This is a genomic window from Salmonella sp. 741265116_PST, from assembly GCF_046567715.1.
GTDB lineage: Bacteria > Pseudomonadota > Gammaproteobacteria > Enterobacterales > Enterobacteriaceae > Salmonella > Salmonella enterica.
On the sequence record NZ_JBKFPH010000043.1, the window covers coordinates 1 to 25,106 of the forward strand.

The window sequence follows — 25,106 nt, forward strand, 5'->3', positions numbered from 1 at the left end:
CGGGATCGAACCGCCGACCCCCTCCTTGTAAGGGAGGTGCTCTCCCAGCTGAGCTAATCACCCCCGCTGTGTGGAGTCGCATTATAGGGAGAGTTGAAAATGAGTCAACGCATTTTCTAAAGTTTTTGTTTGTTCGTCGTAAAATTAAACAAAACGATCGTGAATTACCCCGTGCTGCATGATTTCTATACGGAAATAGCAAAGCGCAGCGTTCTGACCGGATCAACATTGAGGAATCAAGCCACAGTGATAGAATACAAGGCTATTCATCTTTCCAGGATTTGCCGGTTGTCGGCATCTTTATAAACGTAAGGCCATTTCATGAAAATCAAAACTCGCTTCGCGCCTAGCCCGACAGGTTATCTGCACGTCGGCGGCGCGCGTACTGCTCTTTATTCCTGGCTTTTCGCACGTCACCACGGCGGTGAGTTCGTGCTGCGTATTGAAGACACCGATCTTGAGCGTTCCACGCCGGAAGCCATTGAAGCCATCATGGATGGTATGAACTGGCTGAACCTGGAATGGGACGAAGGCCCCTATTTCCAGACCAAACGTTTTGATCGCTATAACGCGGTGATTGACGAGATGCTGGAGGCGGGAACAGCCTATAAATGCTACTGCTCTAAAGAGCGTCTGGAGCAACTGCGTGAAGATCAGATGGCGAAAGGCGAGAAGCCGCGTTATGACGGGCGTTGCCGTCACAGCCACGAACATCATGCCGACGATGAGCCATGCGTGGTGCGCTTTGCCAACCCGCAGGACGGTTCCGTTATTTTTGATGATCAGATCCGTGGCCCGATCGAATTCAGCAATCAGGAGCTGGACGATCTGATCATTCGTCGTACCGACGGTTCCCCAACCTACAACTTCTGTGTGGTGGTGGACGACTGGGATATGGAAATTACCCATGTGATTCGTGGCGAAGACCATATCAACAATACTCCGCGCCAGATTAACATTCTGAAAGCGTTAAACGCGCCGGTGCCGATGTACGCACATGTGTCGATGATTAACGGCGACGACGGTAAAAAGCTGTCTAAACGTCACGGTGCGGTGAGCGTGATGCAGTATCGCGATGACGGTTATCTGCCGGAAGCGTTGCTGAACTATCTGGTGCGTCTGGGCTGGTCCAGCGGCGATCAGGAAATCTTCACCCGTGAAGAGATGATCAAGCTGTTCTCCCTCGGTGCGGTGAGCAAGTCTGCGAGCGCGTTCAACACTGATAAACTGCTGTGGCTGAACCACCACTATATCAATACGCTGGCACCGGAATATGTGGCGACGCATTTGCAGTGGCATATCGAGCAGGAAAATATCGACACCCGTAACGGCCCGCAGCTTGCTGAACTGGTGAAGTTGCTGGGCGAACGCTGCAAAACTCTGAAAGAGATGGCGCAGAGCTGCCGCTACTTCTATGAAGACTTCAGCGAGTTTGACGCCGATGCGGCGAAAAAACACCTCCGCCCGGTGGCGCGTCAGCCGCTGGAAGTGGTGCGCGACAAGCTGTCGGCGATTACGGACTGGTCAGCAGAAAACGTCCACCACGCGATTCAGGCCACGGCGGATGAGCTGGAAGTGGGGATGGGTAAAGTAGGGATGCCGCTGCGTGTGGCTGTGACCGGTGCCGGGCAGTCGCCTGCGCTGGATGTCACCGTACATGCGATTGGTAAAACCCGCAGCATTGAGCGTATCAACAAAGCGCTGGGCTTTATCGCCGAGCGTGAAAGTCAGCAGTAACGCCAGCTGAAACAGAATAAACGGCAGGGCAGACGCCTGCCGTTTATTATTTGTTAGTCCGCCTCATTGATACCTAAACGCGTCAGAAATCCGCGAATACCTTCCCGCGATAAAAACAGCGCCAGTTTTTCCTGTTCCTGAGCAGACATATTTTCAACGGCATCAATAATTTGTCGATAAGCGTGACTGTGCGCCGCGTTCGCATATTCTGCGAAAGCCTCTTCCGCCTGATAAAACGCAGGCAGTTTGCGAAAAGCCGGAATATTGAGAATAAACTCCCGCACGCTGGCATCAATATGGATGAGTCTTGCGCGTCCGCCTTTGACGCCGGGAAATTTTTCGGTTTTCCAGTGTTGTTCTCTGATCCAGCGATTGACGGTTTGTCTGGCCACGCCGAGGCATTCAGCCAGCTCTTCAGTGGTCATTTTACTGCGTAATCTTTTCATATTATTTGCTATCGCGTATCCCTAAGCGTTGTAACAAACCGGTAATCCCTTCACGCACGAGGAGAGAGGTAAACTGTTTCTGCTCGGATGAGGTCATCTCTTTGGCGAGCGTCATGAGCAGCGCTTCAAGCGATGCGTTGCTGGCAGGCGTGAATGTGTCTGCGTGATGGTCAACTGAACGTTCAGCGCTGCGGATATATTCACGAACCTGTTCGTTTACATGAACCAGACGGGCTTTACCGCCCTGGACGCCAGGTTTGGGCGATGTTGCCCAGCCTTCTTTCCGTACCCATTTATTGATGGTTTGTCGGCTGTAACCGGTGAGATTAGCGAGTTCTTCTGGCGTCATCCGTTCCTTGAACATAACGATTCCCTGAATAGTCGTGGGGTTAATTAGTGGTTCATTTTATAGCACCATTTTAGTCGAAACCGTGACGTGTTTAACTACTGAATGCGAGTTGTGCCGCAATGTCCTTTATTTGAATGCTTTTTCAGCGATTGAATTCGGCAAGTTCATTTTGCCGTTGACACATGCCGAGGGAATTCATATGATGCCGCCCGTCAACTCGACAAGCTTTACGTAGTGGGGCTATAGCTCAGCTGGGAGAGCGCTTGCATGGCATGCAAGAGGTCAGCGGTTCGATCCCGCTTAGCTCCACCAAATTTACTCCCGATAAATTTGGCGTATACGTAAAAGCACTATGGGGCTATAGCTCAGCTGGGAGAGCGCTTGCATGGCATGCAAGAGGTCAGCGGTTCGATCCCGCTTAGCTCCACCAACATTCGAACCCTCGCTGAAAAGCGGGGGTTTTTGCTTTTTGTCACAAAATTTATGGCCTCTGATCTGCTCTTCAGGTGCGTTTGTTTGCCGCTGCTTTTGCGGTCAATATGAGCTTTTGTTAGATTGCTTCATAATGCGAATATACTTATTATTCATGCGCCTTATATAATGATGTGAGCATTAAAGCAATGCCGGATAAGTGTAACGTATTAAAAAATATAAAAATATTCTTACTGGCCTTCTGCCTAACCGTTCCGGCTATTCTGCTATCTCGTCTCATTTCTCCCCGCGCCACAATTGATTCCAGCTATATCTTTCTGGCCTGGCTACCGCTCTGCGTCATGTTTTCCGTGCTGTTTTTATTTGGCCGCCGTGGCGTCGCGCCGATGGTAGGCGGAATGATGTTGACTAATGAATGGAATTTTCATTTACCTCTGCCACAGGCGATGGTGCTGCTATTTTGCCAAACGTTTCCCGTGTTGCTGGTTTGCGCTATCGTACGCTGGCAGCTGGGCGCGCGCTGGCGCTACGGAATACCCAACCAAGGCATCTGGCTACGCGTTTTCTGGTTAGGCTTAATGACGCCGTTTGGCATAAAAATCAGTATGCATCTGGCGGGGCACTACCTGGCTTTTCCGGTGACCATCTCTACCTTCTTTGGCACCGGCACCGCTATTTTCTCGATTGTCGATTTATTGAGTCTGATTTCTGCCGCGCTTATTTTTACCCTCTTTTTCTATTATCCGCTGCGGATGATAGTCAGCCCGCACTATATTCGTATTTTCTGGCGGAGGGATGTCGCTCCTTATCTCGCCAAAGAAAAACGCCTGTTTACGCTTCTCTGGTTTGCCACTCTGGCGACGCTATTAGCGGTGCTGTGTACGCCTTTCGAGACAAAGTATATTGCTGGCTATCTGGTGCCAGTTCTGTTTATTGGATTTACCCTCGGCGTGGGGAAAATCAGTTATCCGCTGTTGAATTTTAGTTGGGCTCTCACTGCGCTATTCCTGCTTAGCTATAACCGCAATTTTCTGCAGGGCGTGGGCTCAGAATATTCGCTGGCATTTATCCTTTCAGTTCTCATTTCTTTTAGTATTTGTTTGTTGTACATGGCGCGGATTAATCAGCGCAGCGAATGGTTGAATCGACAATGGCACTCGCAGGCGTTGACCGATCCGTTGACGCAACTGCCTAACCTGCGTGCGCTGGAACAGTTTCTTTTACAGGATGCCGGGCAAAGCGTGTGTTATTTACGCATGGAAAACCTGGAATTTCTGAGCCGTCATTACGGTATGCAGATGCGCGTGCATTGCGAACGCGAGGTGTTTCGCGTGTTGCAGCCGCTGCTGCTGGAAAAGGAGAAAATTTTCCATCTGCCGGGCAGTGAATTATTGCTGGTATTGACGGGACCGGAGACGGAAGCCCGCCTGCAATATATGCTCAATGTGCTTAATAACCGCAAAATTTACTGGAACAATACCGGTCTGGACATGGAATACGGCGCATCGTGGGGAACATTCGATGGTCGCCAGGAAACCTTGCAACCGCTGTTGGGGCAATTAAGCTGGCTGGCGGAGCAATCCTGTTCGCATCGTCGGGTGCTTGCACTGACCCAGAGTATTGAAGCCGCTTCCGGGCAGACGACGGAACGGGTGCTGCGGTTGCAGAAAATCCGTCAGGCGCTGGAGCGCGGCGCGCTGGTTTTGTATGCGCAACCCATTCGCGACGCGCAGGGAAAAGGGTATGACGAGATTCTGACGCGGCTTCGGTGCGACGACGGTATCATGATGCCGAATCAGTTCATTCCGCTTATCGCCCAGTTTAACCTGAGCGTACGGTTTGATATGCAGGTGATGGAAGCGCTCCTGCAATGGTTGTCCGCGCATCCTTCGGCGGAGCAGGGGGCGCGTTTCTCGGTTAATTTGATGCCGCTGACGCTGCTGCAAAAAGAGACGGCGTCGCGCATTATGCAGCTTTTTAAACGCTATGGCGTCCCGCCTGCTTCGGTCATCATCGAAATTACTGAAGAACAGGCCTTCTCTCATTCCGAAATCAGTATGCACAATATCAACCAGCTGCGTAAGTTTGGCCTAAAAATCGCCATTGATGATTTCGGCACCGGCTATGCAAACTATGAACGGCTAAAACGCCTCAAGGCGGACATCATTAAAATCGACGGTTGTTTCGTAAAAGATATTCTGACGGACTCCCTGGATGCGATGATCGTGAAATCCATCACTGATTTAGCGAAAGCGAAATCGTTGAGCGTCGTGGCTGAGTTTGTTGAAACGCCTGCGCAGCGCGATCTGCTATTGCAGCTTGGCGTACACAGTTTGCAGGGATATCTGATTGGCCGCCCGCGCCCGTTAGGCAAATAAGCGGCATAAAAAAACCGGGGATAGCTCCCCGGTTTCTACATTAAACGCAGACTTACAGTACCAGCGCCGCGATAGAGGCGGACAGTACGCTCACCAGCGTAGAACCGTAAACCAGTTTCAGACCAAAACGGGAAACCACGTTGCCTTGCTCTTCGTTCAGGCCTTTAATCGCGCCCGCAATAATACCGATGGAAGAGAAGTTCGCGAAGGACACCAGGAAGACGGAGATAATGCCTTCAGCGCGTGGAGAGAGGGTAGAGGCGATTTTCTGCAGATCCATCATCGCCACGAATTCGTTGGAAACCAGTTTGGTCGCCATGATACTTCCTACCTGCAGCGCTTCACTGGACGGTACGCCCATTACCCATGCGACCGGGTAGAAGATGTAACCCAGAATGCCCTGGAAGGAGATGCTGTAACCAAACCAGCCGGTCACGGTGGCGAACAGGGCGTTCAGGGCCGCGATCAGCGCGATGAAACCGATCAGCATAGCGGCAACGATAATTGCCACTTTGAAACCTGCCAGGATGTATTCACCCAGCATTTCGAAGAAGCTCTGGCCTTCGTGCAGGTTAGACATTTGGATGTTTTCTTCGCTGGCATCAACAGTATACGGGTTGATCAGCGACAGTACGATAAAGGTGCTGAACATGTTCAGAACTAGCGCTGCGATGACATACTTCGGCTCCAGCATTTGCATATACGCGCCGACGATAGACATGGAAACGGTCGACATCGCCGTTGCCGCCATGGTGTACATACGGTTGCGGGACATTTTGCCGAGAATATCTTTGTAGGCGATAAAGTTCTCGGACTGACCCAGGATCAGCGAGCTGACGGCGTTGAAGGATTCCAGCTTGCCCATTCCGTTAATTTTGGATAACAGGAAACCTATCGCACGAATAATAACTGGCAGAACGCGTATATGCTGAAGAATACCAATCAGCGCAGAAATAAAGACGATAGGGCACAGAACTTGCAAGAAAAATTGGTGTGGCACAGTATCATTGAGCAAACCACCAAAAACAAAATTTGTTCCTACTGCTGCAAATTTGAGTAGTTCGTCGAACATTCCAGCAAAACCTTCCACGAATCCCTTTCCAACATCAGAGTTCAGGAAGAACCATGCCAGTAACACTTCAATAACAAGCAATTGAATAACATAACGAATGCGGATTTTTTTACGGTCACTGCTAACCAGCAGTGCGAGTACCGCAACAACGGCAAGCGCCAGGACAAAATGAAGGACGCGGTCCATATTTGCTCCAAATATGAGGCAGGTTTAATTTTCGTGCACATTCTATGCAACAGCCGTAAAGAAAACGAGATCCAACACACACTATAATAAGGACCTGTGACGAGATTCAAAATTAGTGATCTGTAATACACTTTTACTGTACTGAATATGAAAATGAAAAGTTATATCAGTGTGCTAATCTTGTAATGTCAAGCCAAACTGTTCTGATACAGGTCGTCATCGTATCGGTCTATCGTTTCACACTATCACAGTAATCACCCGTACCCATTGAAATGCACTTGATAATCATTATCAATAAACATAGCATGAAACATAGCAAAGGCTATGTTTTTGAGGCAAAAGATGACTGACAATCGCGTAGAGAATAGCAGCGGACGGGCAGCACGCAAGCTAAGGCTCGCATTAATGGGACCTGCGTTCATTGCCGCGATTGGTTATATCGATCCCGGTAACTTCGCGACCAATATTCAGGCCGGCGCCAGCTTTGGCTACCAGCTACTCTGGGTGGTGGTCTGGGCGAACCTGATGGCGATGCTGATTCAAATCCTCTCGGCAAAACTCGGAATCGCCACCGGCAAGAACCTGGCGGAGCAAATTCGCGACCATTATCCGCGCCCGGTAGTCTGGTTTTACTGGGTACAGGCGGAAATCATCGCGATGGCCACCGATTTAGCTGAATTTATCGGCGCGGCAATAGGTTTTAAGCTGATCCTGGGCGTCTCTTTATTACAGGGCGCGGTATTGACCGGTATCGCGACATTTCTGATTTTAATGTTACAACGCCGCGGTCAAAAACCGCTTGAAAAAGTCATCGGCGGTTTACTGCTTTTTGTCGCCGCTGCTTACATTGTGGAGCTGTTCTTCTCTCAGCCTGATATGGCCCAGCTCGGCAAAGGAATGGTTATCCCGGCGCTACCGAACACGGAAGCCGTATTCTTAGCCGCCGGCGTGCTTGGCGCGACGATTATGCCGCACGTGATTTATCTGCACTCGTCATTAACACAGCATCTGCACGGCGGAACGCGGCAACAACGGTACTCAGCAACAAAATGGGATGTCGCTATTGCCATGACGATTGCCGGTTTTGTCAATCTGGCAATGATGGCGACCGCCGCGGCGGCGTTTCATTTTAGCGGTCACACCGGCATCGCCGACCTCGATCAGGCATACCTGACGCTGGAACCGTTACTAAGCCATGCGGCGGCAACGGTGTTTGGTCTTAGTCTGGTAGCGGCAGGGCTTTCCTCCACTGTGGTAGGGACTCTGGCGGGGCAGGTGGTGATGCAAGGGTTTGTCCGTTTTCACATTCCGCTGTGGGTACGGCGCACCATTACCATGCTGCCCTCATTTATTGTGATTTTGATGGGGCTGGACCCTACCCGAATTCTGGTGATGAGTCAGGTGCTGCTGAGTTTTGGTATTGCGCTGGCGCTGGTGCCGCTCCTGATTTTCACCAGTAACGCTACGCTAATGGGCGAGCTGGTGAACACGCGGTGGGTAAAACAGATTGGCTGGATAATTGTCGTGCTGGTCGTCGCCCTGAATATCTGGTTACTGGTTGGAACGGTGATGAGGTTGTCATAAAGACAGAAAGATAGCAGGCCCGATGCGTGGGCGTCATCGGGCTGTTATTCAGCAGGAGGCTTAGTGATGATGTTTGTGACCCCGGCCTCGCCCGCGATGATCGTCGCGATCGCGCCAGCCTTCCCGATAACCGCGTTCATACGCTTTACGCTTATCCCAGCCGCGATGATAGCCGTTGTCATGGCGCCACCAGCGATTTTTACGCCATTCATAGTTACTGTGCCAGTAATCCCGGTCGCGCCAGCGACCACCGTCCCAGTAGTTACCGTAATCATCGCGATCGCCAATCTGTAATTTTATTGAGGGCAACAGGGTGATTTCGCCCGCATTCGCGGCAAGCGGTGTAAAAGCCAGCAAGGCTGCCGCCAGAATCAGTGACCTGAACATACTTTCTCTCCTTCACGATCGAGCCGTCGCCGGCCTGTTAATGCAATATTACAAAGCAGTAAAGATTTGTTTCATCGCCTTAACTCTTAAATCATGAAGGAGAGCATTTTTTGCTAAAACCGCCCCTCCAGAATAGCGTCAATTTCTGCACATTCCGCCGCCGAAAAACGGCGATTGGCCAGCATTCCTACGGCATCTTCGATTTGCGACGGTTTGCTGGCGCCAATCAGTACCGAGGTAACGTTATCGTTACGCAGCACCCAGGCGAGCGCCATCTGAGACAATTTTTGGCCCCGTCGCGCAGCCAGTTCATTCAACCGGCGAACTTTTTCCAGTTTGTCGGCGGTAATCTGTTCTGGTTTAAGGAAACGGCTTCCGCTCGCCGCGCGGGAATCTTCCGGAATGCCATTCAAATAACGGTCAGTGAGCTGCCCGCCCGCCAGCGGCGAGAAGGCAATACTACCGACGCCTTTTTCCTGCAACAGCGCCAGCAGCCCGTCCTCTACCCAACGCTCAAAAAGCGAATATTTAGGCTGATGAATCAGGCAAGGTGTGCCGAGATCCTCCAGAATATCGATAGCTTGTCTGGCCAGATCGGCAGGATAGTTAGAGATCCCCACGTACAACGCTTTGCCCTGGCGCACAAGGTGATCTAACGCTTTCATCGTCTCTTTAAGCGGCGTTTCGGGATCGGGACGATGGTGATAAAAGATATCGACATACTCCAGCCCCATACGTTTCAGGCTTTCATCCCCACCGTGCTGGACAGCCATCGCCATTCCTTAATACTCAACATAATGTCAACGTCAGAAGGAAAGCTGTCATGCAAAACCCCTATACCGTGGCCGACTATTTGCTGGACAGACTGGCAGGATGCGGCATTGGCCATCTTTTTGGCGTACCGGGCGATTATAACTTGCAGTTTCTTGACCATGTGATTGACCACCCGACCCTGCGTTGGGTGGGATGCGCCAATGAGCTGAACGCCGCTTATGCCGCGGACGGCTATGCGCGCATGTCGGGCGCTGGAGCGCTACTCACCACCTTTGGCGTGGGAGAACTTAGCGCTATTAACGGTATCGCGGGCAGTTACGCGGAATATGTCCCGGTCTTGCATATCGTCGGCGCGCCCTGTAGCGCTGCGCAGCAGCGTGGTGAATTGATGCACCATACCCTCGGCGACGGCGATTTTCGTCATTTTTATCGCATGAGTCAGGCGATATCCGCTGCCAGCGCAATATTGGATGAACAGACCGCCTGTTTCGAGATTGACCGCGTATTGGGTGAAATGCTTGCCGCACGCAGGCCAGGATACATCATGTTGCCCGCCGACGTGGCGAAAAAAACGGCCATCCCGCCTACGCAGGCGCTGACGTTGCCCGTGCATGAAGCGCAAAGCGGCGTGGAGACGGCTTTTCGTTACCACGCCCGTCAGTGCCTGATGAACAGTCGGCGCATTGCGCTATTGGCCGACTTTCTTGCCGGGCGTTTTGGTTTACGACCACTGTTGCAGCGCTGGATGGCGGAAACGCCCATCGCTCATGCCACACTACTGATGGGGAAGGGGCTTTTTGATGAACAGCACCCGAACTTCGTTGGCACCTATAGCGCAGGCGCCAGCAGCAAAGAAGTGCGTCAGGCCATAGAGGACGCCGATAGGGTTATCTGCGTCGGCACCCGTTTTGTCGATACCCTTACGGCCGGATTCACCCAACAATTACCGACGGAACGCACGCTGGAGATTCAGCCTTACGCGTCGCGCATCGGCGAAACCTGGTTCAACCTCCCGATGGCGCAGGCGGTGTCTACGCTGCGCGAACTGTGCCTTGAATGCGCTTTTGCGCCGCCGCCGACGCGTTCCGCCGGACAGCCAGTGCGGATTGATAAGGGAGAACTGACCCAGGAAAGCTTCTGGCAAACCTTACAGCAGTATCTCAAACCCGGCGATATTATCCTTGTCGACCAGGGGACCGCCGCTTTTGGCGCTGCCGCGCTGTCGCTTCCTGACGGTGCGGAAGTTGTGGTTCAGCCGCTGTGGGGATCTATCGGCTATTCCTTGCCCGCCGCGTTTGGCGCGCAAACCGCCTGCCCCGATCGGCGGGTGATTCTGATTATCGGCGATGGCGCGGCGCAGCTCACGATTCAGGAGATGGGCTCGATGTTACGCGACGGGCAGGCGCCGGTCATCCTGCTGCTCAACAATGACGGCTATACCGTAGAGCGCGCCATTCACGGCGCGGCCCAGCGGTATAACGACATCGCGAGCTGGAACTGGACGCAGATACCACCGGCGCTAAACGCGGCGCAACAGGCGGAGTGCTGGCGGGTGACGCAGGCTATCCAACTGGCGGAGGTCCTCGAACGTCTGGTGCGCCCACAACGTCTGTCATTTATTGAAGTGATGTTGCCAAAAGCCGATCTGCCGGAATTACTGCGTACCGTGACCCGGGCGCTGGAAGCCCGCAACGGGGGATAATGGCCCCCGCTGCGCCGGATTAGGGTTCGTGACGGTTGGCGGCCAGCAACGGTTTTCCCGCCAGCAATAGCCAGGCGGGGAGCATCACAATGCAGAGCAGCGGCAGCAGATTGGTATCCGGTACGACGACTGCCGCCATAAACAGACTGAGCCAGCCGTCACGTGTCACTACCAGCACTAAGCCAAGAATCGCGCAGGAGACGGTAATCGCCGCGGGTACGGCCTCAACATGGGCATGGAGCATGAGCCCCAGCGCCGCGCCGATAAACACAGCCGGAAAAATGCGCCCGCCGCGAAAGCCGCTCGCCGCCGCGATGACCAGCGCGGCGAGTTTGACGACGGCTAAGGTAAAATAATCTCCCGCGCCCAACGTCTGGCTAAACGCCATTTGTTGCATTTCGTCCAGGCCTTTAAAGAGGGTAAGCGGCCCGCCAATGACGCCCAGAATACCCAGTATAAAACCGCCAATGCCGAGAGTCAGGACCGGATTTTTCAGGCGGTGCAGCAACTCATGCAGACGCGGAAGGCACCAGACGGCGACCATCCCTGCGGCAATGGCGATCGCCGCGACGATCGCTCCGCTGGCAATGTCCACCAGCCGCATCTGCGTGTAATGGGCGATGGGTAACGAAAAATGCGGATGAAAGAACAGGCTGGTGGTGAGTGACCCCGCCGCTGCCGCCATTAACGGCGCAAACAGGCGATCCCACATGGGAATATCGTTAGAGCCGCTAAGCGTTTGCGAAAAAATCAGCGCCGCGGCGACGGGCGTGCCGAACAGCGCGCCGATGGTGCCCGCTGAGGCCAGAATCGTCCAGTCTAACGCCGTGATACGCGGAAACAGGCGGGAGCCGAAAGCCGCCGCCAGCGCGATATTTATTGTCATTATCGGATGCTCTGGCCCCAAACTTACCCCACCAGCAAGGCCGATGATTAAGGCGAGAAGCAGCCCGGGCAGCGCAGATGGCGAGACCGGCATACTGATTAACGGTTCGATAGCCGGATCGGGGCCAGCGTGTCCGGGACTGTAACGGATAATCAAACCCACCACGATCCCGGTTAGCGTGAGCATACCCACTATCCAGAACGGCGAATCATAAGCGATGCCGATGCTGGTGGGCAGTCGTTGCCAAAGAAATTGCTGAAAAACCGACGCGACTTTCATCGCAGCGATTAAAACCAGGCTTGACGCTACGCCAATAATCAGTGCAGGGAGCGACAGCAGCAGCATCGTTCGGGCACGCGGGTGGAACATAATCTCTTCCTTACACGGGGTCGTATACCTATTTTGCACAGCCTGCCCGACGGCATTGCTGCAATTGGTGCTGAAACAAGAAAGTAATTCTGTGATGAAGATCTATATTTATAGGCAGTTAGCCTGATGGCCGTTGTTGTTATGCCCCCATGAATTTACAGTGTGACAAAGACTTATTTTGACTTTAGCGGAGCAGTAGAAGAATGACAAAGTATGCTTTAGTAGGCGATGTAGGCGGCACGAATGCGCGTCTTGCCCTGTGTGATATCGCCAGTGGAGAAATCTCGCAGGCCAAAACGTATTCCGGCCTGGATTATCCCAGTCTTGAGGCCGTGGTGCGCGTTTATCTCGATGAGCATAGCGTCAGCGTGGAGGATGGTTGTATCGCCATAGCCTGCCCGATTACCGGTGACTGGGTAGCGATGACTAACCATACCTGGGCTTTTTCTATTGCGGAAATGAAAAAAAATCTCGGCTTTAGCCATCTGGAAATCATCAACGATTTCACCGCCGTGTCGATGGCGATCCCGATGCTGAAAAAAGAGCATTTAATTCAGTTCGGCGGCGGCGAACCGGTAGACGGCAAACCTATTGCGGTGTATGGCGCGGGAACCGGCTTGGGCGTGGCGCATCTGGTGCATGTGGATAAGCGTTGGATTAGCCTTGCGGGCGAAGGCGGGCATGTCGATTTTGCGCCTAATAGCGAAGAAGAAGCTATGATTCTGGAAATATTGCGCGCCGAAATTGGCCATGTTTCCGCCGAGCGCGTGCTGTCTGGCCCGGGGCTGGTGAATCTTTACCGGGCGATTGTTAAGTCCGACAACCGTCTGCCAGAAAATCTGCGCCCGAAAGATATTACCGAACGCGCCCTGGCGGATAGCTGTATCGATTGTCGCCGCGCGTTGTCGCTCTTTTGCGTCATCATGGGGCGATTTGGCGGCGATCTGGCGTTAACCATGGGGACATTTGGCGGCGTTTATATCGCTGGCGGTATTGTCCCGCGCTTCCTGGAATTTTTTAAAGCGTCCGGCTTCCGTGGTGGCTTTGAAGATAAAGGCCGCTTTAAAGATTATGTACACGGTATTCCGGTCTATTTGATTGTCCATGATAATCCTGGCTTGTTAGGCTCCGGCGCGCATCTGCGCCAGACATTAGGCCATATTCTATAAGTCAGATGACGGCATAAAGGCCTTATCCGGCCTACAAAAGTGTGTCATCTGTAGGCCTGATAAGCGCAGCGTCATCAGGCAATTAATCATTCTCTTGTCAGTCTCAAACCGCGTTCCTCACGCGGTTTTTTTTCGCCTGTTACCGGCCATGCCGACACGCGTCACATTTCTGCTTAGCAGAATTACTTGTCCAGTAAAAGCATTATTCATCTGGTAACAAGCGTAGGCTTCTCACCGTCATAATTTCCCTCGTTAACTATTACGAGGAAAACGTTATGACTAAAAAACTGATTGCCGTTTGTGCGTGTCCGATGGGCCTGGCTCACACCTTTATGGCGGCGCAGGCGCTGGAAGAGGCGGCGGTAGAAGCGGGATACGAAATCAAAATCGAAACCCAGGGTGCTGATGGTATTCAAAACCGTCTCACGGCGCAGGACATTGCCGAAGCGACGTTAATTATCCATTCCGTAGCAGTAACGCCGGAGGATAACGAGCGTTTTGAATCACGCGATGTATACGAGATCACGCTTCAGGATGCCATTAAAAATGCGGCGGGCATTATCAAAGAAATTGAAGAGATGATTGCCGCCGAACAACCGTAATTCTCGACAGGGATACAGATATGGCCATTAAAAAACGCAGTGCGACTGTTGTGCCCGGCGTATCCGGCGCGGCAGCGGCAGTCAAGAAACCGCAGGCCTCTGGTAATAGCTTCTGGGGCGAGCTACCGCAGCACGTCATGTCCGGAATTTCGCGCATGGTGCCAACGTTAATTATGGGCGGGGTGATCCTCGCTTTCTCGCAGTTGATTGCCTATAGCTGGCTGGACATTCCCGCCGATACCGGCATCATGGACGCGTTGAACAGCGGAAAATTCGCTGGTTTTAATCTCTCCTTGTTGAAGTTCGCCTGGTTATCGCAATCTTTCGGCGGCGTGTTGTTTGGTTTCGCCATCCCGATGTTCGCTGCCTTTGTGGCGAACTCTATCGGCGGCAAACTGGCGTTTCCGGCTGGTTTTATCGGCGGTTTGATGTCCACTCAGCCAACGCAGGTGCTGAATTTTGATCCGGCCAGCCTGCATTGGGTGACCACCGCGCCAGTCCCGTCAACCTTTATCGGCGCGCTGATTATTTCTATCGTCGCGGGATATCTGGTGAAGTGGATGAACCAAAAAATCCAGTTGCCTGACTTTCTGCTGGCCTTTAAGACCACCTTTTTACTGCCGATTCTCTCCGCCATTTTTGTGATGATGGCGATGTACTACGTGATTACGCCCTTTGGCGGCTGGATTAATGGCGGAATTCGCACGTTGCTCACCGCGGCGGGTGAAAAGGGGGCATTAATGTACGCGATGGGAATCGCCGCCGCGACTGCCATCGACCTCGGCGGTCCCATTAACAAAGCCGCAGGATTTGTTGCCTTTAGTTTTACCACTGACCATGTGTTGCCGGTGACGGCGCGTTCCATCGCGATTGTCATCCCGCCGATTGGTCTGGGGCTGGCGACGCTGCTCGACCGTCGTCTGACCGGTAAACGTCTGTTCAACGCGCAGCTTTATCCGCAGGGTAAGACGGCGATGTTCCTGGCGTTTATGGGGATCAGCGAAGGGGCGATTCCCTTTGCGCTGGAAAGCCCGATCACCGCCATCCCGTCTTACATGGTCGGCGCCATCGTGGGGTCGACGTTCGCCGTCTGGCTGGGCGCGGTGCAGTGGTTCCCGGAGTCGGCAATCTGGGCGTGGCCGCTGGTAAGCCATCTCGGCGTCTATATCGCGGGTATTTTACTGGGCGCGGTGATAACGGCGCTGATGGTGATCTTCTTGCGCCATATGATGTACCGCCGGGGTAAATTGCTGATTGAAAGCCTGTGAAATAAGGACCGATAACATGACGCGACTGACATCGCTTCGCCAATGGCTCATCGAGCGCCAATTAGATGCGGTACTGATCTCCTCGCGCCCGAACAAGCAGCCGCATCTGGGCATTTCCAGCAGCTCAGGATTTGTCCTGATCAGCCGCCAACATGCGCATATTTTGGTTGATGCCCGTTATTACGCCGATGTGAAAGCGCGCGCGAACGGATATTGCATACATCTGCTCGGCGGGCAACAGACGCTGGTGTCGCTGGTGAATCAGATTATCGCTGCGGAAAATCTGCAAACGGTTGGTTTTGAAGGCGCGCAGGTCAGTTGGGAGACGGCGCGTCGCTGGCAGACGGAACTGCAGGCCACCATGATCAGCGTCTCCATTGACGCGCTGCGGCAGGTTAAAACGGCGGTGGAAATCGACCGTATTCGTGAAGCATGTCGCATTGCTGATGCGGGTGCGGAACACATTCGCCGCTTTATCGCGCCAGGCCAGAGCGAGCGGGAAATCGCCGCTGAACTGGAGTGGTTTATGCGCCAGCGCGGCGCGGAGAAAGCCTCCTTTGATACCATTGTCGCCAGCGGCTGGCGCGGCGCGCTGACGCACGGCAAAGCCAGCGATAAAATCGTGGCGGCGGGGGAATGGATAACGCTTGATTTCGGCGCGCTGTATCAGGGATATTGTTCCGATATGACCCGAACTTTTCTGGTGCCTGGCGCGGGCGCGCCGCAGGAGCATCCGCTGTTTCCCGTCTATCACATTGTCCTTGAGGCACAGCTTGCCGCCATTGCGGCTATTCGTCCGGGCGCGCGTTGTCTGACGGTGGATGCCGCCGCGCGCGACGTTATCGACCGGGCGGGATATGGCGAGTTTTTCGCCCATAACACCGGCCATTCTATCGGCATTGAGGTACATGAAGATCCCCGCTTTTCGCCTGATGACCACACAGTACTCGCACCGGGAATGCTACTGACCGTGGAGCCGGGCATTTATCTGCCGGAGCTGGGCGGGGTACGCATTGAAGATGTTGTACTGGTCACGCCGGAAGGCGCGGAAGTGCTCTATTCCATGCCGAAAACCGTATTACTGACAGGAGCCGCATGATGGATTTATCGCTACTGAAAGCGCTGTGCGAGGCGGATGCGATCGCCGCGTCAGAACAGGAGGTTCGCCAGATCTTACTCGACGAAGCGGATCGCCTGCATAAAGAGGTGCGCTTCGATGGCTTAGGATCGGTATTGATCCGACTTAATGCCTCGGATGGCCCGAAAGTCATGATCTGCGCGCACATGGATGAAGTGGGATTTATGGTGCGCAGTATCTCCGGCGAGGGGGCGATTGATGTGCTGCCAGTGGGCAATGTGCGAATGGCGGCGCGTCAGCTCCAGCCGGTCCGCATCACCACGCGGGAGGAATGTAAAATTCCCGGTCTGCTTGATGGCGAGCGCAGCGGCAACGAGGTGAGCGGACTGCGGGTCGATATTGGCGCGCGTTCTTATGACGAGGTGATACAGGCGGGGATTCGTCCCGGCGATCGTGTGACTTTTGATAGCGCGTTTCAGGTGTTGCCGCATCAGCGGGTGATGGGTAAAGCCTTTGATGATCGGCTCGGCTGCTATCTGCTGATAGCGTTGCTGCGTGAATGGCACGATGCGGAATTACCGGCGGAAATCTGGCTGGCGGCCAGTTCCAGCGAAGAGGTGGGATTACGCGGCGGTCAAACAGCGGCCCGCGCCGTTGCGCCGGATTTAGCCATCGTACTGGATACCGCCTGCTGGGCGAAAAATTTTGATTATGGCGCGGCGAATCATCGGCAAATCGGTCTGGGACCGATGCTGGTGCTGAGCGATAAATCGCTGATTGCGCCGCCAAAACTAACCGCCTGGGTTGAGAGCATCGCAGCGCAAGCGGAAATACCGCTACAGTTGGATATGTTCAGCAACGGCGGAACGGACGGCGGGGCGGTGCATCTGAGCGGAACGGGCATCCCGACGGTGGTGCTTGGTCCGGCAACCCGCCACGGACATTGTGCCGCCTCGATTGCCGACTGTCGCGACATTCTGCAGACACAGCAGTTGCTGTCGGCGCTGATGACCGGTTTTACGCGCGATACTGTGGCTCGCCTGACGGATTTCAGGTGCTGATTTCGCGCTAAAGGAGTAGTTATGTTAACGATAGAGTTTCTCTGCCCGCTGCCTAACGGTATTCATGCGCGTCCCGCGTGGGAGCTGAAAGAACAGTGCAGCCAGTGGCAAAGTGATATTACTTTTATTAATCATCGTCAGAATACGCGGGCGGACGCGAAAAGTTCGCTGGCGCTTATCGGCACCAGTACGCTGTTCAATGATAGCTGCGTTCTGAATATCAGCGGGCGTGATGAAGAACAGGCTAAACGATCGCTGGAGGCCTGGCTTGCGCACCATTTTATCGACAGCGATAGCGTTCAGCCAGGGCCAGCCGAACTGGCGGCGCATCCGCTGCCGCGATCGCTGCTTCGCCTGAATCCGGATTTGCTGTACGGCGATGTGCTGGCAAGCGGCGTGGGCGAGGGGATTCTGACGCTGTGGCAGAGCGATAATCTGGAGGGCTACCGTACTATTCCCGCGAGCGCTGAAGATCTTACCCGCCTTGAAAATAGCCTGGCGACGCTGGCGGAACAGCTTAATCAACAGCTTCGCGAGCGTGACGGCGAGAGTAAAACTATTTTAAGCGCTCATCTGTCGCTAATTCAGGATGATGAGTTTGTGGGGAACATTCGTCGCTTAATGGTTGAACGCCATCTGGCGCTGGGAGCGGCGATTATTGCCAATATGGAGCAGGTTTGTCGCCAGCTTTCGGCCTCGGCAAGTGATTATCTGCGCGAGCGGGTGAGCGATATTCGCGATATCACCGAGCAGTTGTTGCACATTACCTGGCCTGAAAAACAGCCGCGTAATGCGCTGGTGCTAACGCGTCCTACCCTTCTGGTGGCGGAAGACTTAACGCCCAGCCAGTTTTTAAGCCTCGATTTACAGTATCTGTCCGGTATGATCCTCGAAAAGACCGGGCGGACGTCACATACTTTGATTCTGGCGCGCGCTTCCGCGATCCCGGTGCTTAGCGGGCTCTCTGCCGAGGCCATTGGTCGTTATGCGACCCGGCCTGCGGTGCTGGACGCGCAGTGCGGCGTACTGGCGATTAGTCCGGATACCTCGGTGCGCGGCTATTATGCCGTGGCGCAGAAGCTGGCGGATAAACGACAACAACGGCAGGCGTGCGATGCGGCGTTGCTTGCCTGTACGCAGGACAACCAGCGTATCGATATTGCGGCGAATATTGGCACCGCGCTGGAGGCGCCTGGCGCGTTCTCCAACGGCGCAGAAGGCATTGGCCTGTTTCGTACCGAAATGCTGTTTATGGATCGCGACAGCGCGCCGGATGAGCAGGAGCAGTTTGAAGCCTACCAACAGGTTTTGCTGGCGGCGGGCGAAAAGCCGGTGATTTTCCGCACCATGGATATTGGCGGCGATAAACATATCCGCTATCTCAATATTCCGCAGGAAGAGAACCCTTTTCTTGGCTACCGTGCGGTGCGCATCTACCCTGAGTTTGCCGGGCTTTTTCGCACCCAGCTTCGCGCAATTTTGCGGGCTGCTGTTTTCGGTCATGCGCAGTTGATGATTCCGATGGTGCATAGTCTTGACCAGATTTTATGGGTAAAAAGTGAGCTGAAAAAGGCGGTTACGGAGCTGCATGGGGAAAGGCTGCGTCACGCGCAGGATATTCCGTTGGGGATTATGGTTGAGGTGCCGTCGGTCTGTTACATCATCGATCATTTCTGCGATGAGGTGGATTTCTTTAGCATCGGTTCGAACGATATGACGCAATATCTGTACGCGGTCGATCGCAATAATCCGCGCGTCTCGCCGCTGTATAATCCGATTACGCCATCGTTTTTACGCATGTTGCGGCAGATTATCCACACTGCCCATGAGCGAGGCAAATGGGTCGGCATTTGCGGCGAACTGGGCGGAGAAAGCCGCTATTTACCGCTACTTTTGGGACTGGGGCTGGATGAGCTAAGTATGAGCAGTCCACGTATTCCAGCGGTAAAAAGTCAGCTACGTCATCTGGATAGTCAGGCGTGTCGGGCGCTGGCGAGTCAGGCTTGCGAGTGTCGCAGCGCCCAGGAGATAGAAGCGCTGCTGAATCAGTTCGCGCCAGAAAAAGAGGTACGACCGCTGTTGGCGCTGGAAAATATCTTTGTCGGCGAGCCGCTCAGTAATAAGGAACAGGTTATCCAGTTTCTGTGCGGTAATCTTGGCGTTAACGGGCGTACCGAACATCCGTTTGAACTGGAAGAGGACGTCTGGCAGCGTGAGGAGATTGTGACCACCGCCGTCGGTTTTGGCGTGGCGATCCCCCATACCAAATCGCAGTGGATTCGCCACTCGTCGATCAGTATTGCGCGTCTCGCACAGCCCGTAGACTGGCAGTCGGAGATGGGTGACGTAGAGTTGGTGATTATGCTGACGCTTGGGGCGGATGAAGGGATAAATCATGTGAAGGTTTTTTCACAGCTCGCCCGTAAGCTGGTGAATAAAAACTTCCGTCAGTCGCTGTTTGCCGCCAATGATGCCGACAGTATTCTGGCGTTGCTGAAGGCGGAGTTAACGTTTTAGCATGGGATAACCGCCTGATGGCGCTGCGCTTATCAGGCCTACGTTCGTGAGTGATGGTAGGCCGGATAAGGCGTTTACGCCGCCATCGGGCGAGCGGTTTGTTACTGAAACCGCGCGCTGTAATCCCCTGGCGTCAGGCCAAACTGACGTCGGAACAGACGGCAAAAATAATCGCTATCCTGATACCCGCAACGCAGCGCGACTTCGTTAATCGGCAAGTGGTATTTCTGCAACATAATACGCGCTTTCGCCATTCGCACCCAGCGAACATACTCCACAAAACTCATGGTGCCATGCTGAGTAAATAGCCTGGACAGGTGGTTGGCGGTGATATTAAAGAACTGTGCAACGCTTTCTCTGTTTAACGGCTGGGCGTAGTTATCCTGTACCCAGTTACAGATACTGTGATAGAGAAATTCAGTGCGTGGACGGCAGATATCGGGGGGCGTATTCACCACGTTCCGGCACAAATGCAGGAGGCTGAGCACCAGCGGCTGGATAATATTTTGTTCCTGAGGCGAACGGCTTAAATGGGTAAGCGCGGTCAGCATTGCTTCGCCTTCGCCACGTTGCAAATGTGGCAATTCGATACGGCGCGTCGGACGTAAAAGCGATGCTGTACGGTTTTCGTAAAACAATAAACCCAGCCAGGAGGGCGCGAATACCAGACTAAGCAGCATCACCGGTTTATCGCTAACCGCCAGGTTCGCCGCACGGGCAGGGATAAACAACATTTCGCCTTCCGTCAGCCGACGCTGCGTTTTTTCCAGTTGATTACCGTATTCTCCGCGCAAGACGATATCCAGCCGGGGGCGGTCGATACATAAGCTGCCGGAGGGCAGGGAGGGGGGCTGGCTGGCAAACCATACGCGTCCTAATCGGTGTGGATTAAGCACCAGACCGCTAAACAGATCGGCAAAAAATTGTTGGTCTGCCGGTAAGTCTGTTTTTTTCATTGCCGTTCCTGTGCATGAATGCTTCAACTGTCTGAATTATTTCACTTTACTCTTGCTGAGCGAAAGGTCAAACACCAGCGCGTTGAGTCATCATGTCATGGCGGTTAGTCAGGCGAAAACAGGGATTTATTTTACTATACGTATCCGGTTCGCTGCCTTATTTACGGTTTCATCGCGGCATCTTGCCGGAAAGGATCCTTATTTTCGGGGAAATGTCTCTGAAAAATACCGCAATATGACATGATCGAATACCAATATCGTTAGTAAGGGTTTTGATTAAAGAGGAAAAACCACAAAATCAAAAGGGGATTATTTGAGATAAGGTTTATTGACAGGAAATTATCGTCGGTTGCGTCACGTTACGTAAATTCAATGATATCAAGTTGTTAACAATATGGTTTGTTTGATGCTATAACTGACACGCTTAAAAAAGTAAATTTTTACGGTTGTTCCTCTTTTTTCATCGCTAAAAATATTTTCATTAGCCTCTCGACAGGAAGAAAATTTTCAGGCTATTTTCTAAAGGAGCCACCATCGTGGCAGCGTCGCTCGGACGGTCCGGGCGCTAACGTTAATCTGAGGATATTATGGCTGACTTCCGCCCTGAACGTCGCTTTACGCGTATCGATCGCCTTCCGCCCTATGTTTTTAACATCACCGCTGAACTCAAAATGGCTGCGCGTCGGCGCGGCGAAGATATTATTGATTTCAGTATGGGTAATCCTGATGGCGCAACCCCTCCCCACATTGTTGAAAAACTTTGCACCGTCGCGCAGCGTCCGGATACGCACGGTTATTCCACGTCTCGCGGCATACCGCGTTTACGCCGCGCGATTTCTCACTGGTATCAGGAACGTTATGATGTCGATATCGATCCGGAAACCGAAGCGATTGTGACCATCGGTTCCAAAGAGGGACTGGCGCATTTAATGCTGGCGACGCTGGATCATGGCGATACGGTACTGGTGCCGAACCCCAGTTACCCGATTCATATCTATGGCGCCGTTATCGCCGGGGCGCAGGTGCGTTCGGTTCCATTGGTAGAGGGGGTGGATTTCTTCAACGAGCTGGAGCGCGCTATTCGCGAAAGTTATCCGAAACCGAAAATGATGATTTTGGGTTTTCCGTCTAACCCTACGGCCCAGTGCGTCGAACTGGAGTTTTTTGAAAAAGTGGTCGCTCTGGCTAAACGTTATGATGTGCTGGTGGTGCACGATCTGGCGTATGCCGATATCGTGTACGACGGCTGGAAAGCGCCATCCATTATGCAGGTGCCCGGCGCGCGCGACGTGGCGGTCGAATTTTTCACACTGTCGAAAAGCTATAATATGGCGGGCTGGCGTATTGGGTTTATGGTGGGTAATAAAACCCTGGTCAGCGCGCTGGCGCGCATTAAAAGTTATCACGATTATGGCACCTTTACCCCGCTTCAGGTGGCGGCTATCGCCGCTCTGGAAGGCGATCAGCAGTGCGTGCGCGATATCGCCGAGCAGTATAAACGTCGTCGCGATGTGCTGGTGAAGGGGCTGCATGAGGCGGGCTGGATGGTTGAAATGCCGAAAGCCTCAATGTACGTCTGGGCGAAAATCCCGGAGCAATATGCGGCGATGGGGTCGCTTGAGTTTGCCAGGAAGCTGCTGAATGAGGCGAAGGTTTGCGTTTCTCCAGGGATAGGCTTTGGTGACTATGGCGACACCCATGTACGCTTTGCATTAATAGAGAATCGCGACCGCATTCGCCAGGCCGTCAGAGGGATTAAAGCGATGTTCCGCGCCGATGGCGTGCTGCCGTTACATCCAAAACCCGTTGAGGCGAGCACGGAGTAGAAAAGCAAACAGGAGCCCCATGGCTCCTGTTTTTCTTTGCATTGTACTTTTAAATCATCAGGGCGAAAGTACCGGCCCAAACGATGACCATAAATGAAATGCCCATAAAGAAATATTTCACGTTTCATCTCTCCGCGTACCTGTCGTACGCCTAAATGAACTTACACTTACCTGATTATAGAGAGTTGATGCCGGACAATACGAAATTGAGAATTATTCGTGTTTCTACCGCCTGCATCACCTCAGAATTCTGCGCGTCATCGCTCCAGACGGCGCTAATGTACGCCTAAAAATGAGGTGAAACAAGAGGCATTTTCTTATTTACTTTTAGTAACTTACAAGTGTCGGGGATCGGCGACAGTTTAATTTCTGACAGTGATGAATCGCTATTGAGCGACGCCGCCGACACAGTAAAAATTGCCTGTAAACAGGGGGCTTATCGCTAAAAGCAGGAATGAGTAATTTACGGTATGAATATTATGGCAATGCGAAATGCCAAAATAAAAGGCCTTGCGGCCTTTTTCAGATGTAGAGTGACGCTTCTCCCGACGGGCGAGTCTTGAAACGGCGATGAATCCAGAGATATTGCTCCGGGGCGCGCATGATCTCTTTTTCAATAATTTTATTCATATAGGCAGCGGCTTGATTTTCATCTGCCGGGTAACCTTCCATTTCAGGAGTAATATACAGACGATAACCCGAGTTATCGGATTTCCTTACCATTGTAACGGTCAACATGGCGGCACCAGACAGCCTGGACAGTACATAGGTGCCGTTGGTGGTGGCGACGTTTTCAACCGCGAAAAATGGCGCAAAGGAGCTGCCTTTAGGGCCGTAGTCCTGGTCGGGAGCAAACCAAACGGCTTCCCCTTTTTTTAGCGCGCCCACAATGCCGCGCAGATTGTTTCTGCCGATCATCGCTTTATTTGAGCGCATACGACCGCGTGTCTGCACCCACTCCATGAGCGGATTGTTATGCGGACGATAGGTCGCCATCATCGGCTGGCAGAGACCCATTACCCGGCCTCCCAATTCCAGCGACATAAAATGCACGCCAACGACCATTACGCCGCGATTTTGCGCCTGCGCACGGGTAAGGTTGTCCAGCCCGTCCACATCAAACCATTTGCGAACCCGGCTATCAGGCCAGAACCAGGCCATGCCCGTTTCAAGCAGCGCCATGCCAAGAGAGTGGAAATTCTCGGCGATCAGTTTTTCCCTTTCTTCCCGGGAGAGGGTCGGAAAACAGAGTTCAATATTTTTTTGGGCGATCGACTCACGTCGCTTCAGGAAGGGGCGCGCCAGCTTACCGGTGCGGGTGCCCAGAAAACGCAAAACCGGGTAGGGAAGCTGCACCAGTAACCAGAGGACGCCAATACCAAACCACGTCAGCCAGTAGCGCGGGTGCAAAAACGCGCGTGAAAATTTGCTTTGAGGAAACATAAAATACCTTCTGTAGATACGAAAATAATGTATCGCAGAAGAGTCATTATCCGCAGCGGTACACTCTGAAATACGCATCATCCTTCAAGTTGCGTTCACTTATCCGAATCACTTACTTGAGTAAGCCCATCGGGGTAACTTGAATGATTTGCGTATAGTTAGGCCATCATGTACGACAATGGTTCCCGTAAGGAGTGTAAAACTAAGTCAGTACTAAACCACGAGGGCATGAACGCCAGGCAGGTTAATGTACCACCAGTTATTTACTCGCGCCCAGAAATTCTTTATCAAGAAGCGTAAATATTTCTCCCGTAGCAAAAATAAGCTAATGATTATTTTTAATTCATTGTTTTTACAGTAATAATTTTATTTCAGACGAAGGTCATTGAAAAATGATTAAAAAAATAAAATGTGAGATAAATGTTATGGAAATGACTTGATGATAAGGTTTATCTTAAAGGAGAAGTGAGAGGGACCGTAAGGCTATATGGAAGCCTTGCCATAGACAGGAGGTATTATCGATGATCTATTTATGGACATTTCTTGCAATAAGTATACTTGCCGTGAGTGGCTATATCGGTCAGGTGATGGGGGCTTTTTCCGCGGTTTCTTCATTTACGGGAATGGTTATCCTTGCCGCGCTGATTTATTTACTCAATGTATGGCTGCAGGATGGCGATGACATCATTAGCGGATTATTGCTTTTTCTTGCACCGGCATGTGGGTTAATTATTCGCTTTATGGTGGGATACGGTAAGCGTTAGTCAGTTATATACCCTTCATACTTCAAGTTGCTTATGTGTTGGCTACGGATTACTCGACCCATCCATGGGCCTCGCCCTGACGGGCCGTCGCACGCGACGTTCAAATCTGCTCCCGGCAGA

20 protein-coding genes, 2 tRNA genes and 2 pseudogenes are annotated in these 25,106 nt (G+C 52.8%); 15 read left to right on the forward strand and 9 right to left on the reverse strand.

Translation table 11 applies throughout. The features are described 5' to 3' along the window. Nucleotides 1-321: 321 nt before the first annotated feature. Nucleotides 322-1,737, forward strand: coding sequence for a glutamate--tRNA ligase (gltX, locus tag ACLD11_RS20295; RefSeq protein WP_000695623.1), 1,416 nt, complete (start codon nt 322-324; stop codon nt 1,735-1,737). 53 nt (nt 1,738-1,790) lie between these two features. On the opposite strand, the gene ACLD11_RS20300 is transcribed toward gltX, so the two are convergent. Together ACLD11_RS20300 and ACLD11_RS20305 are read right to left on the reverse strand one after the other, a co-directional pair. After that, nucleotides 1,791-2,183, reverse strand: coding sequence for a MerR family transcriptional regulator (locus ACLD11_RS20300; RefSeq protein WP_000826514.1), 393 nt, complete (start codon nt 2,181-2,183; stop codon nt 1,791-1,793). A 1-nt stretch (nt 2,184) separates the two neighbouring features. Beyond that, nucleotides 2,185-2,547 (reverse strand): MerR family transcriptional regulator, encoded by a 363-nt coding sequence (locus tag ACLD11_RS20305; RefSeq protein ID WP_000472034.1) that lies wholly within the window; start codon nt 2,545-2,547, stop codon nt 2,185-2,187. Nucleotides 2,548-2,768: 221 nt separating this feature from the next. Between ACLD11_RS20305 and ACLD11_RS20310 the strand changes: the two genes are divergently transcribed. From ACLD11_RS20310 to ACLD11_RS20320, 3 genes are all read left to right on the forward strand, one after another. Then, nucleotides 2,769-2,844: transfer RNA gene (locus tag ACLD11_RS20310), tRNA-Ala, on the forward strand. A 42-nt stretch (nt 2,845-2,886) separates the two neighbouring features. Further along, nucleotides 2,887-2,962, forward strand: a tRNA-Ala gene (locus ACLD11_RS20315). 190 nt (nt 2,963-3,152) lie between these two features. Beyond that, nucleotides 3,153-5,342, forward strand: coding sequence for a sensor domain-containing phosphodiesterase (locus tag ACLD11_RS20320; protein WP_079944970.1), 2,190 nt, complete (start codon nt 3,153-3,155; stop codon nt 5,340-5,342). A gap of 52 nt (nt 5,343-5,394) precedes the next feature. On the opposite strand, the gene ACLD11_RS20325 is transcribed toward ACLD11_RS20320, so the two are convergent. Beyond that, nucleotides 5,395-6,600 (reverse strand): NupC/NupG family nucleoside CNT transporter, encoded by a 1,206-nt coding sequence (locus ACLD11_RS20325; protein ID WP_080250227.1) that lies wholly within the window; start codon nt 6,598-6,600, stop codon nt 5,395-5,397. 342 nt (nt 6,601-6,942) lie between these two features. Between ACLD11_RS20325 and ACLD11_RS20330 the strand changes: the two genes are divergently transcribed. Next, on the forward strand, nt 6,943-8,184 hold the full coding sequence (locus tag ACLD11_RS20330; protein WP_411012456.1) for an Mn(2+) uptake NRAMP transporter MntH: 1,242 nt from the start codon (nt 6,943-6,945) through the stop codon (nt 8,182-8,184). 60 nt (nt 8,185-8,244) lie between these two features. On the opposite strand, the gene ypeC is transcribed toward ACLD11_RS20330, so the two are convergent. Continuing rightward, nucleotides 8,245-8,571, reverse strand: a complete 327-nt coding sequence (ypeC, locus tag ACLD11_RS20335) for a DUF2502 domain-containing protein YpeC (protein ID WP_076726960.1) — start codon at nt 8,569-8,571, stop codon at nt 8,245-8,247. Nucleotides 8,572-8,684: 113 nt separating this feature from the next. Continuing rightward, nucleotides 8,685-9,323: pseudogene (locus ACLD11_RS20340) on the reverse strand (aldo/keto reductase); the annotation flags it as partial. 71 nt (nt 9,324-9,394) lie between these two features. Here ACLD11_RS20340 and ACLD11_RS20345 point away from each other — a divergent pair. Then, complete coding sequence (locus ACLD11_RS20345; RefSeq protein WP_411015294.1) at nt 9,395-11,047, forward strand: alpha-keto acid decarboxylase family protein; 1,653 nt, start codon at nt 9,395-9,397, stop codon at nt 11,045-11,047. 19 nt (nt 11,048-11,066) lie between these two features. Here the strand turns inward: ACLD11_RS20345 and ACLD11_RS20350 are convergent, their stop codons facing one another. Next, entirely contained in the window at nt 11,067-12,302 is a 1,236-nt protein-coding gene (locus tag ACLD11_RS20350) for an ion channel protein (protein WP_411015295.1), read from the reverse strand. Nucleotides 12,303-12,505: 203 nt separating this feature from the next. On the opposite strand from ACLD11_RS20350, the gene glk reads away from it, so the two are divergent. The 7 genes and pseudogenes from glk to ACLD11_RS20385 form a co-directional block, all read left to right on the forward strand. Next, nucleotides 12,506-13,471 (forward strand): glucokinase, encoded by a 966-nt coding sequence (gene glk / locus ACLD11_RS20355; RefSeq protein WP_023231214.1) that lies wholly within the window; start codon nt 12,506-12,508, stop codon nt 13,469-13,471. Between the two features lie 275 nt (nt 13,472-13,746). Further along, nucleotides 13,747-14,073 carry a PTS fructose transporter subunit IIB gene (locus ACLD11_RS20360; protein ID WP_411015296.1) on the forward strand — a complete coding sequence of 109 codons (327 nt, stop codon included), beginning with the start codon at nt 13,747-13,749 and terminating at the stop codon, nt 14,071-14,073. Between the two features lie 20 nt (nt 14,074-14,093). Continuing rightward, the gene (locus ACLD11_RS20365; RefSeq protein WP_411015297.1) at nt 14,094-15,341 is read left to right on the forward strand and encodes a PTS fructose transporter subunit IIC; all 1,248 of its coding nucleotides are present in this window, start codon (nt 14,094-14,096) and stop codon (nt 15,339-15,341) included. Between the two features lie 16 nt (nt 15,342-15,357). Beyond that, on the forward strand, nt 15,358-16,440 hold the full coding sequence (ypdF, locus tag ACLD11_RS20370) for an aminopeptidase (RefSeq protein WP_411015298.1): 1,083 nt from the start codon (nt 15,358-15,360) through the stop codon (nt 16,438-16,440). Further along, nucleotides 16,440-17,480: an aminopeptidase gene (ypdE, locus tag ACLD11_RS20375; protein ID WP_058214727.1), complete on the forward strand. Its 1,041-nt coding sequence runs from the start codon at nt 16,440-16,442 to the stop codon at nt 17,478-17,480. Before ypdF ends, ypdE begins: the two co-directional genes overlap by 1 nt. A gap of 21 nt (nt 17,481-17,501) precedes the next feature. Further along, on the forward strand, nt 17,502-19,997 hold the full coding sequence (gene ptsP / locus ACLD11_RS20380; RefSeq protein WP_411015299.1) for a phosphoenolpyruvate--protein phosphotransferase: 2,496 nt from the start codon (nt 17,502-17,504) through the stop codon (nt 19,995-19,997). A gap of 13 nt (nt 19,998-20,010) precedes the next feature. Next, nucleotides 20,011-20,091 (forward strand): annotated as a pseudogene (locus ACLD11_RS20385) (hypothetical protein); the annotation flags it as partial. Nucleotides 20,092-20,098: 7 nt separating this feature from the next. Here the strand turns inward: ACLD11_RS20385 and ACLD11_RS20390 are convergent. Continuing rightward, a complete protein-coding gene (locus tag ACLD11_RS20390) occupies nt 20,099-20,953 on the reverse strand; it encodes a helix-turn-helix transcriptional regulator (protein ID WP_411015300.1) in 855 nt (284 codons plus the stop codon). Nucleotides 20,954-21,540: 587 nt separating this feature from the next. Between ACLD11_RS20390 and alaC the strand changes: the two genes are divergently transcribed. Beyond that, on the forward strand, nt 21,541-22,779 hold the full coding sequence (gene alaC, locus ACLD11_RS20395) for an alanine transaminase (protein WP_411015301.1): 1,239 nt from the start codon (nt 21,541-21,543) through the stop codon (nt 22,777-22,779). A 49-nt stretch (nt 22,780-22,828) separates the two neighbouring features. Here alaC and ypdK read toward each other — a convergent pair whose 3' ends face one another. Continuing rightward, the gene (gene ypdK / locus ACLD11_RS20400; protein WP_010723117.1) at nt 22,829-22,900 is read right to left on the reverse strand and encodes a membrane protein YpdK; all 72 of its coding nucleotides are present in this window, start codon (nt 22,898-22,900) and stop codon (nt 22,829-22,831) included. 401 nt (nt 22,901-23,301) lie between these two features. Continuing rightward, on the reverse strand, nt 23,302-24,222 hold the full coding sequence (gene lpxP, locus ACLD11_RS20405) for a kdo(2)-lipid IV(A) palmitoleoyltransferase (RefSeq protein WP_411015302.1): 921 nt from the start codon (nt 24,220-24,222) through the stop codon (nt 23,302-23,304). A gap of 521 nt (nt 24,223-24,743) precedes the next feature. On the opposite strand from lpxP, the gene ACLD11_RS20410 reads away from it, so the two are divergent. Then, nucleotides 24,744-24,986, forward strand: coding sequence for a YfdY family protein (locus ACLD11_RS20410; protein WP_183058389.1), 243 nt, complete (start codon nt 24,744-24,746; stop codon nt 24,984-24,986). The last annotated feature ends 120 nt before the right edge of the window (nt 24,987-25,106 follow it).

What these genes read in the sequence shown, in the direction of transcription:
- gltX (WP_000695623.1), top strand. Translation starts at nt 322, where the DNA reads ATGAAAATCAAAACTCGCTTCGCGCCTAGCCCGACAGGTTATCTGCAC.
- ACLD11_RS20300 (WP_000826514.1), bottom strand. Translation starts at nt 2,183, where the DNA reads ATGAAAAGATTACGCAGTAAAATGACCACTGAAGAGCTGGCTGAATGC.
- ACLD11_RS20305 (WP_000472034.1), bottom strand. Translation starts at nt 2,547, where the DNA reads ATGTTCAAGGAACGGATGACGCCAGAAGAACTCGCTAATCTCACCGGT.
- ACLD11_RS20320 (WP_079944970.1), top strand. Translation starts at nt 3,153, where the DNA reads ATGCCGGATAAGTGTAACGTATTAAAAAATATAAAAATATTCTTACTG.
- ACLD11_RS20325 (WP_080250227.1), bottom strand. Translation starts at nt 6,600, where the DNA reads ATGGACCGCGTCCTTCATTTTGTCCTGGCGCTTGCCGTTGTTGCGGTA.
- ACLD11_RS20330 (WP_411012456.1), top strand. Translation starts at nt 6,943, where the DNA reads ATGACTGACAATCGCGTAGAGAATAGCAGCGGACGGGCAGCACGCAAG.
- ypeC (WP_076726960.1), bottom strand. Translation starts at nt 8,571, where the DNA reads ATGTTCAGGTCACTGATTCTGGCGGCAGCCTTGCTGGCTTTTACACCG.
- ACLD11_RS20345 (WP_411015294.1), top strand. Translation starts at nt 9,395, where the DNA reads ATGCAAAACCCCTATACCGTGGCCGACTATTTGCTGGACAGACTGGCA.
- ACLD11_RS20350 (WP_411015295.1), bottom strand. Translation starts at nt 12,302, where the DNA reads ATGTTCCACCCGCGTGCCCGAACGATGCTGCTGCTGTCGCTCCCTGCA.
- glk (WP_023231214.1), top strand. Translation starts at nt 12,506, where the DNA reads ATGACAAAGTATGCTTTAGTAGGCGATGTAGGCGGCACGAATGCGCGT.
- ACLD11_RS20360 (WP_411015296.1), top strand. Translation starts at nt 13,747, where the DNA reads ATGACTAAAAAACTGATTGCCGTTTGTGCGTGTCCGATGGGCCTGGCT.
- ACLD11_RS20365 (WP_411015297.1), top strand. Translation starts at nt 14,094, where the DNA reads ATGGCCATTAAAAAACGCAGTGCGACTGTTGTGCCCGGCGTATCCGGC.
- ypdF (WP_411015298.1), top strand. Translation starts at nt 15,358, where the DNA reads ATGACGCGACTGACATCGCTTCGCCAATGGCTCATCGAGCGCCAATTA.
- ypdE (WP_058214727.1), top strand. Translation starts at nt 16,440, where the DNA reads ATGGATTTATCGCTACTGAAAGCGCTGTGCGAGGCGGATGCGATCGCC.
- ptsP (WP_411015299.1), top strand. Translation starts at nt 17,502, where the DNA reads ATGTTAACGATAGAGTTTCTCTGCCCGCTGCCTAACGGTATTCATGCG.
- ACLD11_RS20390 (WP_411015300.1), bottom strand. Translation starts at nt 20,953, where the DNA reads ATGAAAAAAACAGACTTACCGGCAGACCAACAATTTTTTGCCGATCTG.
- alaC (WP_411015301.1), top strand. Translation starts at nt 21,541, where the DNA reads ATGGCTGACTTCCGCCCTGAACGTCGCTTTACGCGTATCGATCGCCTT.
- lpxP (WP_411015302.1), bottom strand. Translation starts at nt 24,222, where the DNA reads ATGTTTCCTCAAAGCAAATTTTCACGCGCGTTTTTGCACCCGCGCTAC.
- ACLD11_RS20410 (WP_183058389.1), top strand. Translation starts at nt 24,744, where the DNA reads ATGATCTATTTATGGACATTTCTTGCAATAAGTATACTTGCCGTGAGT.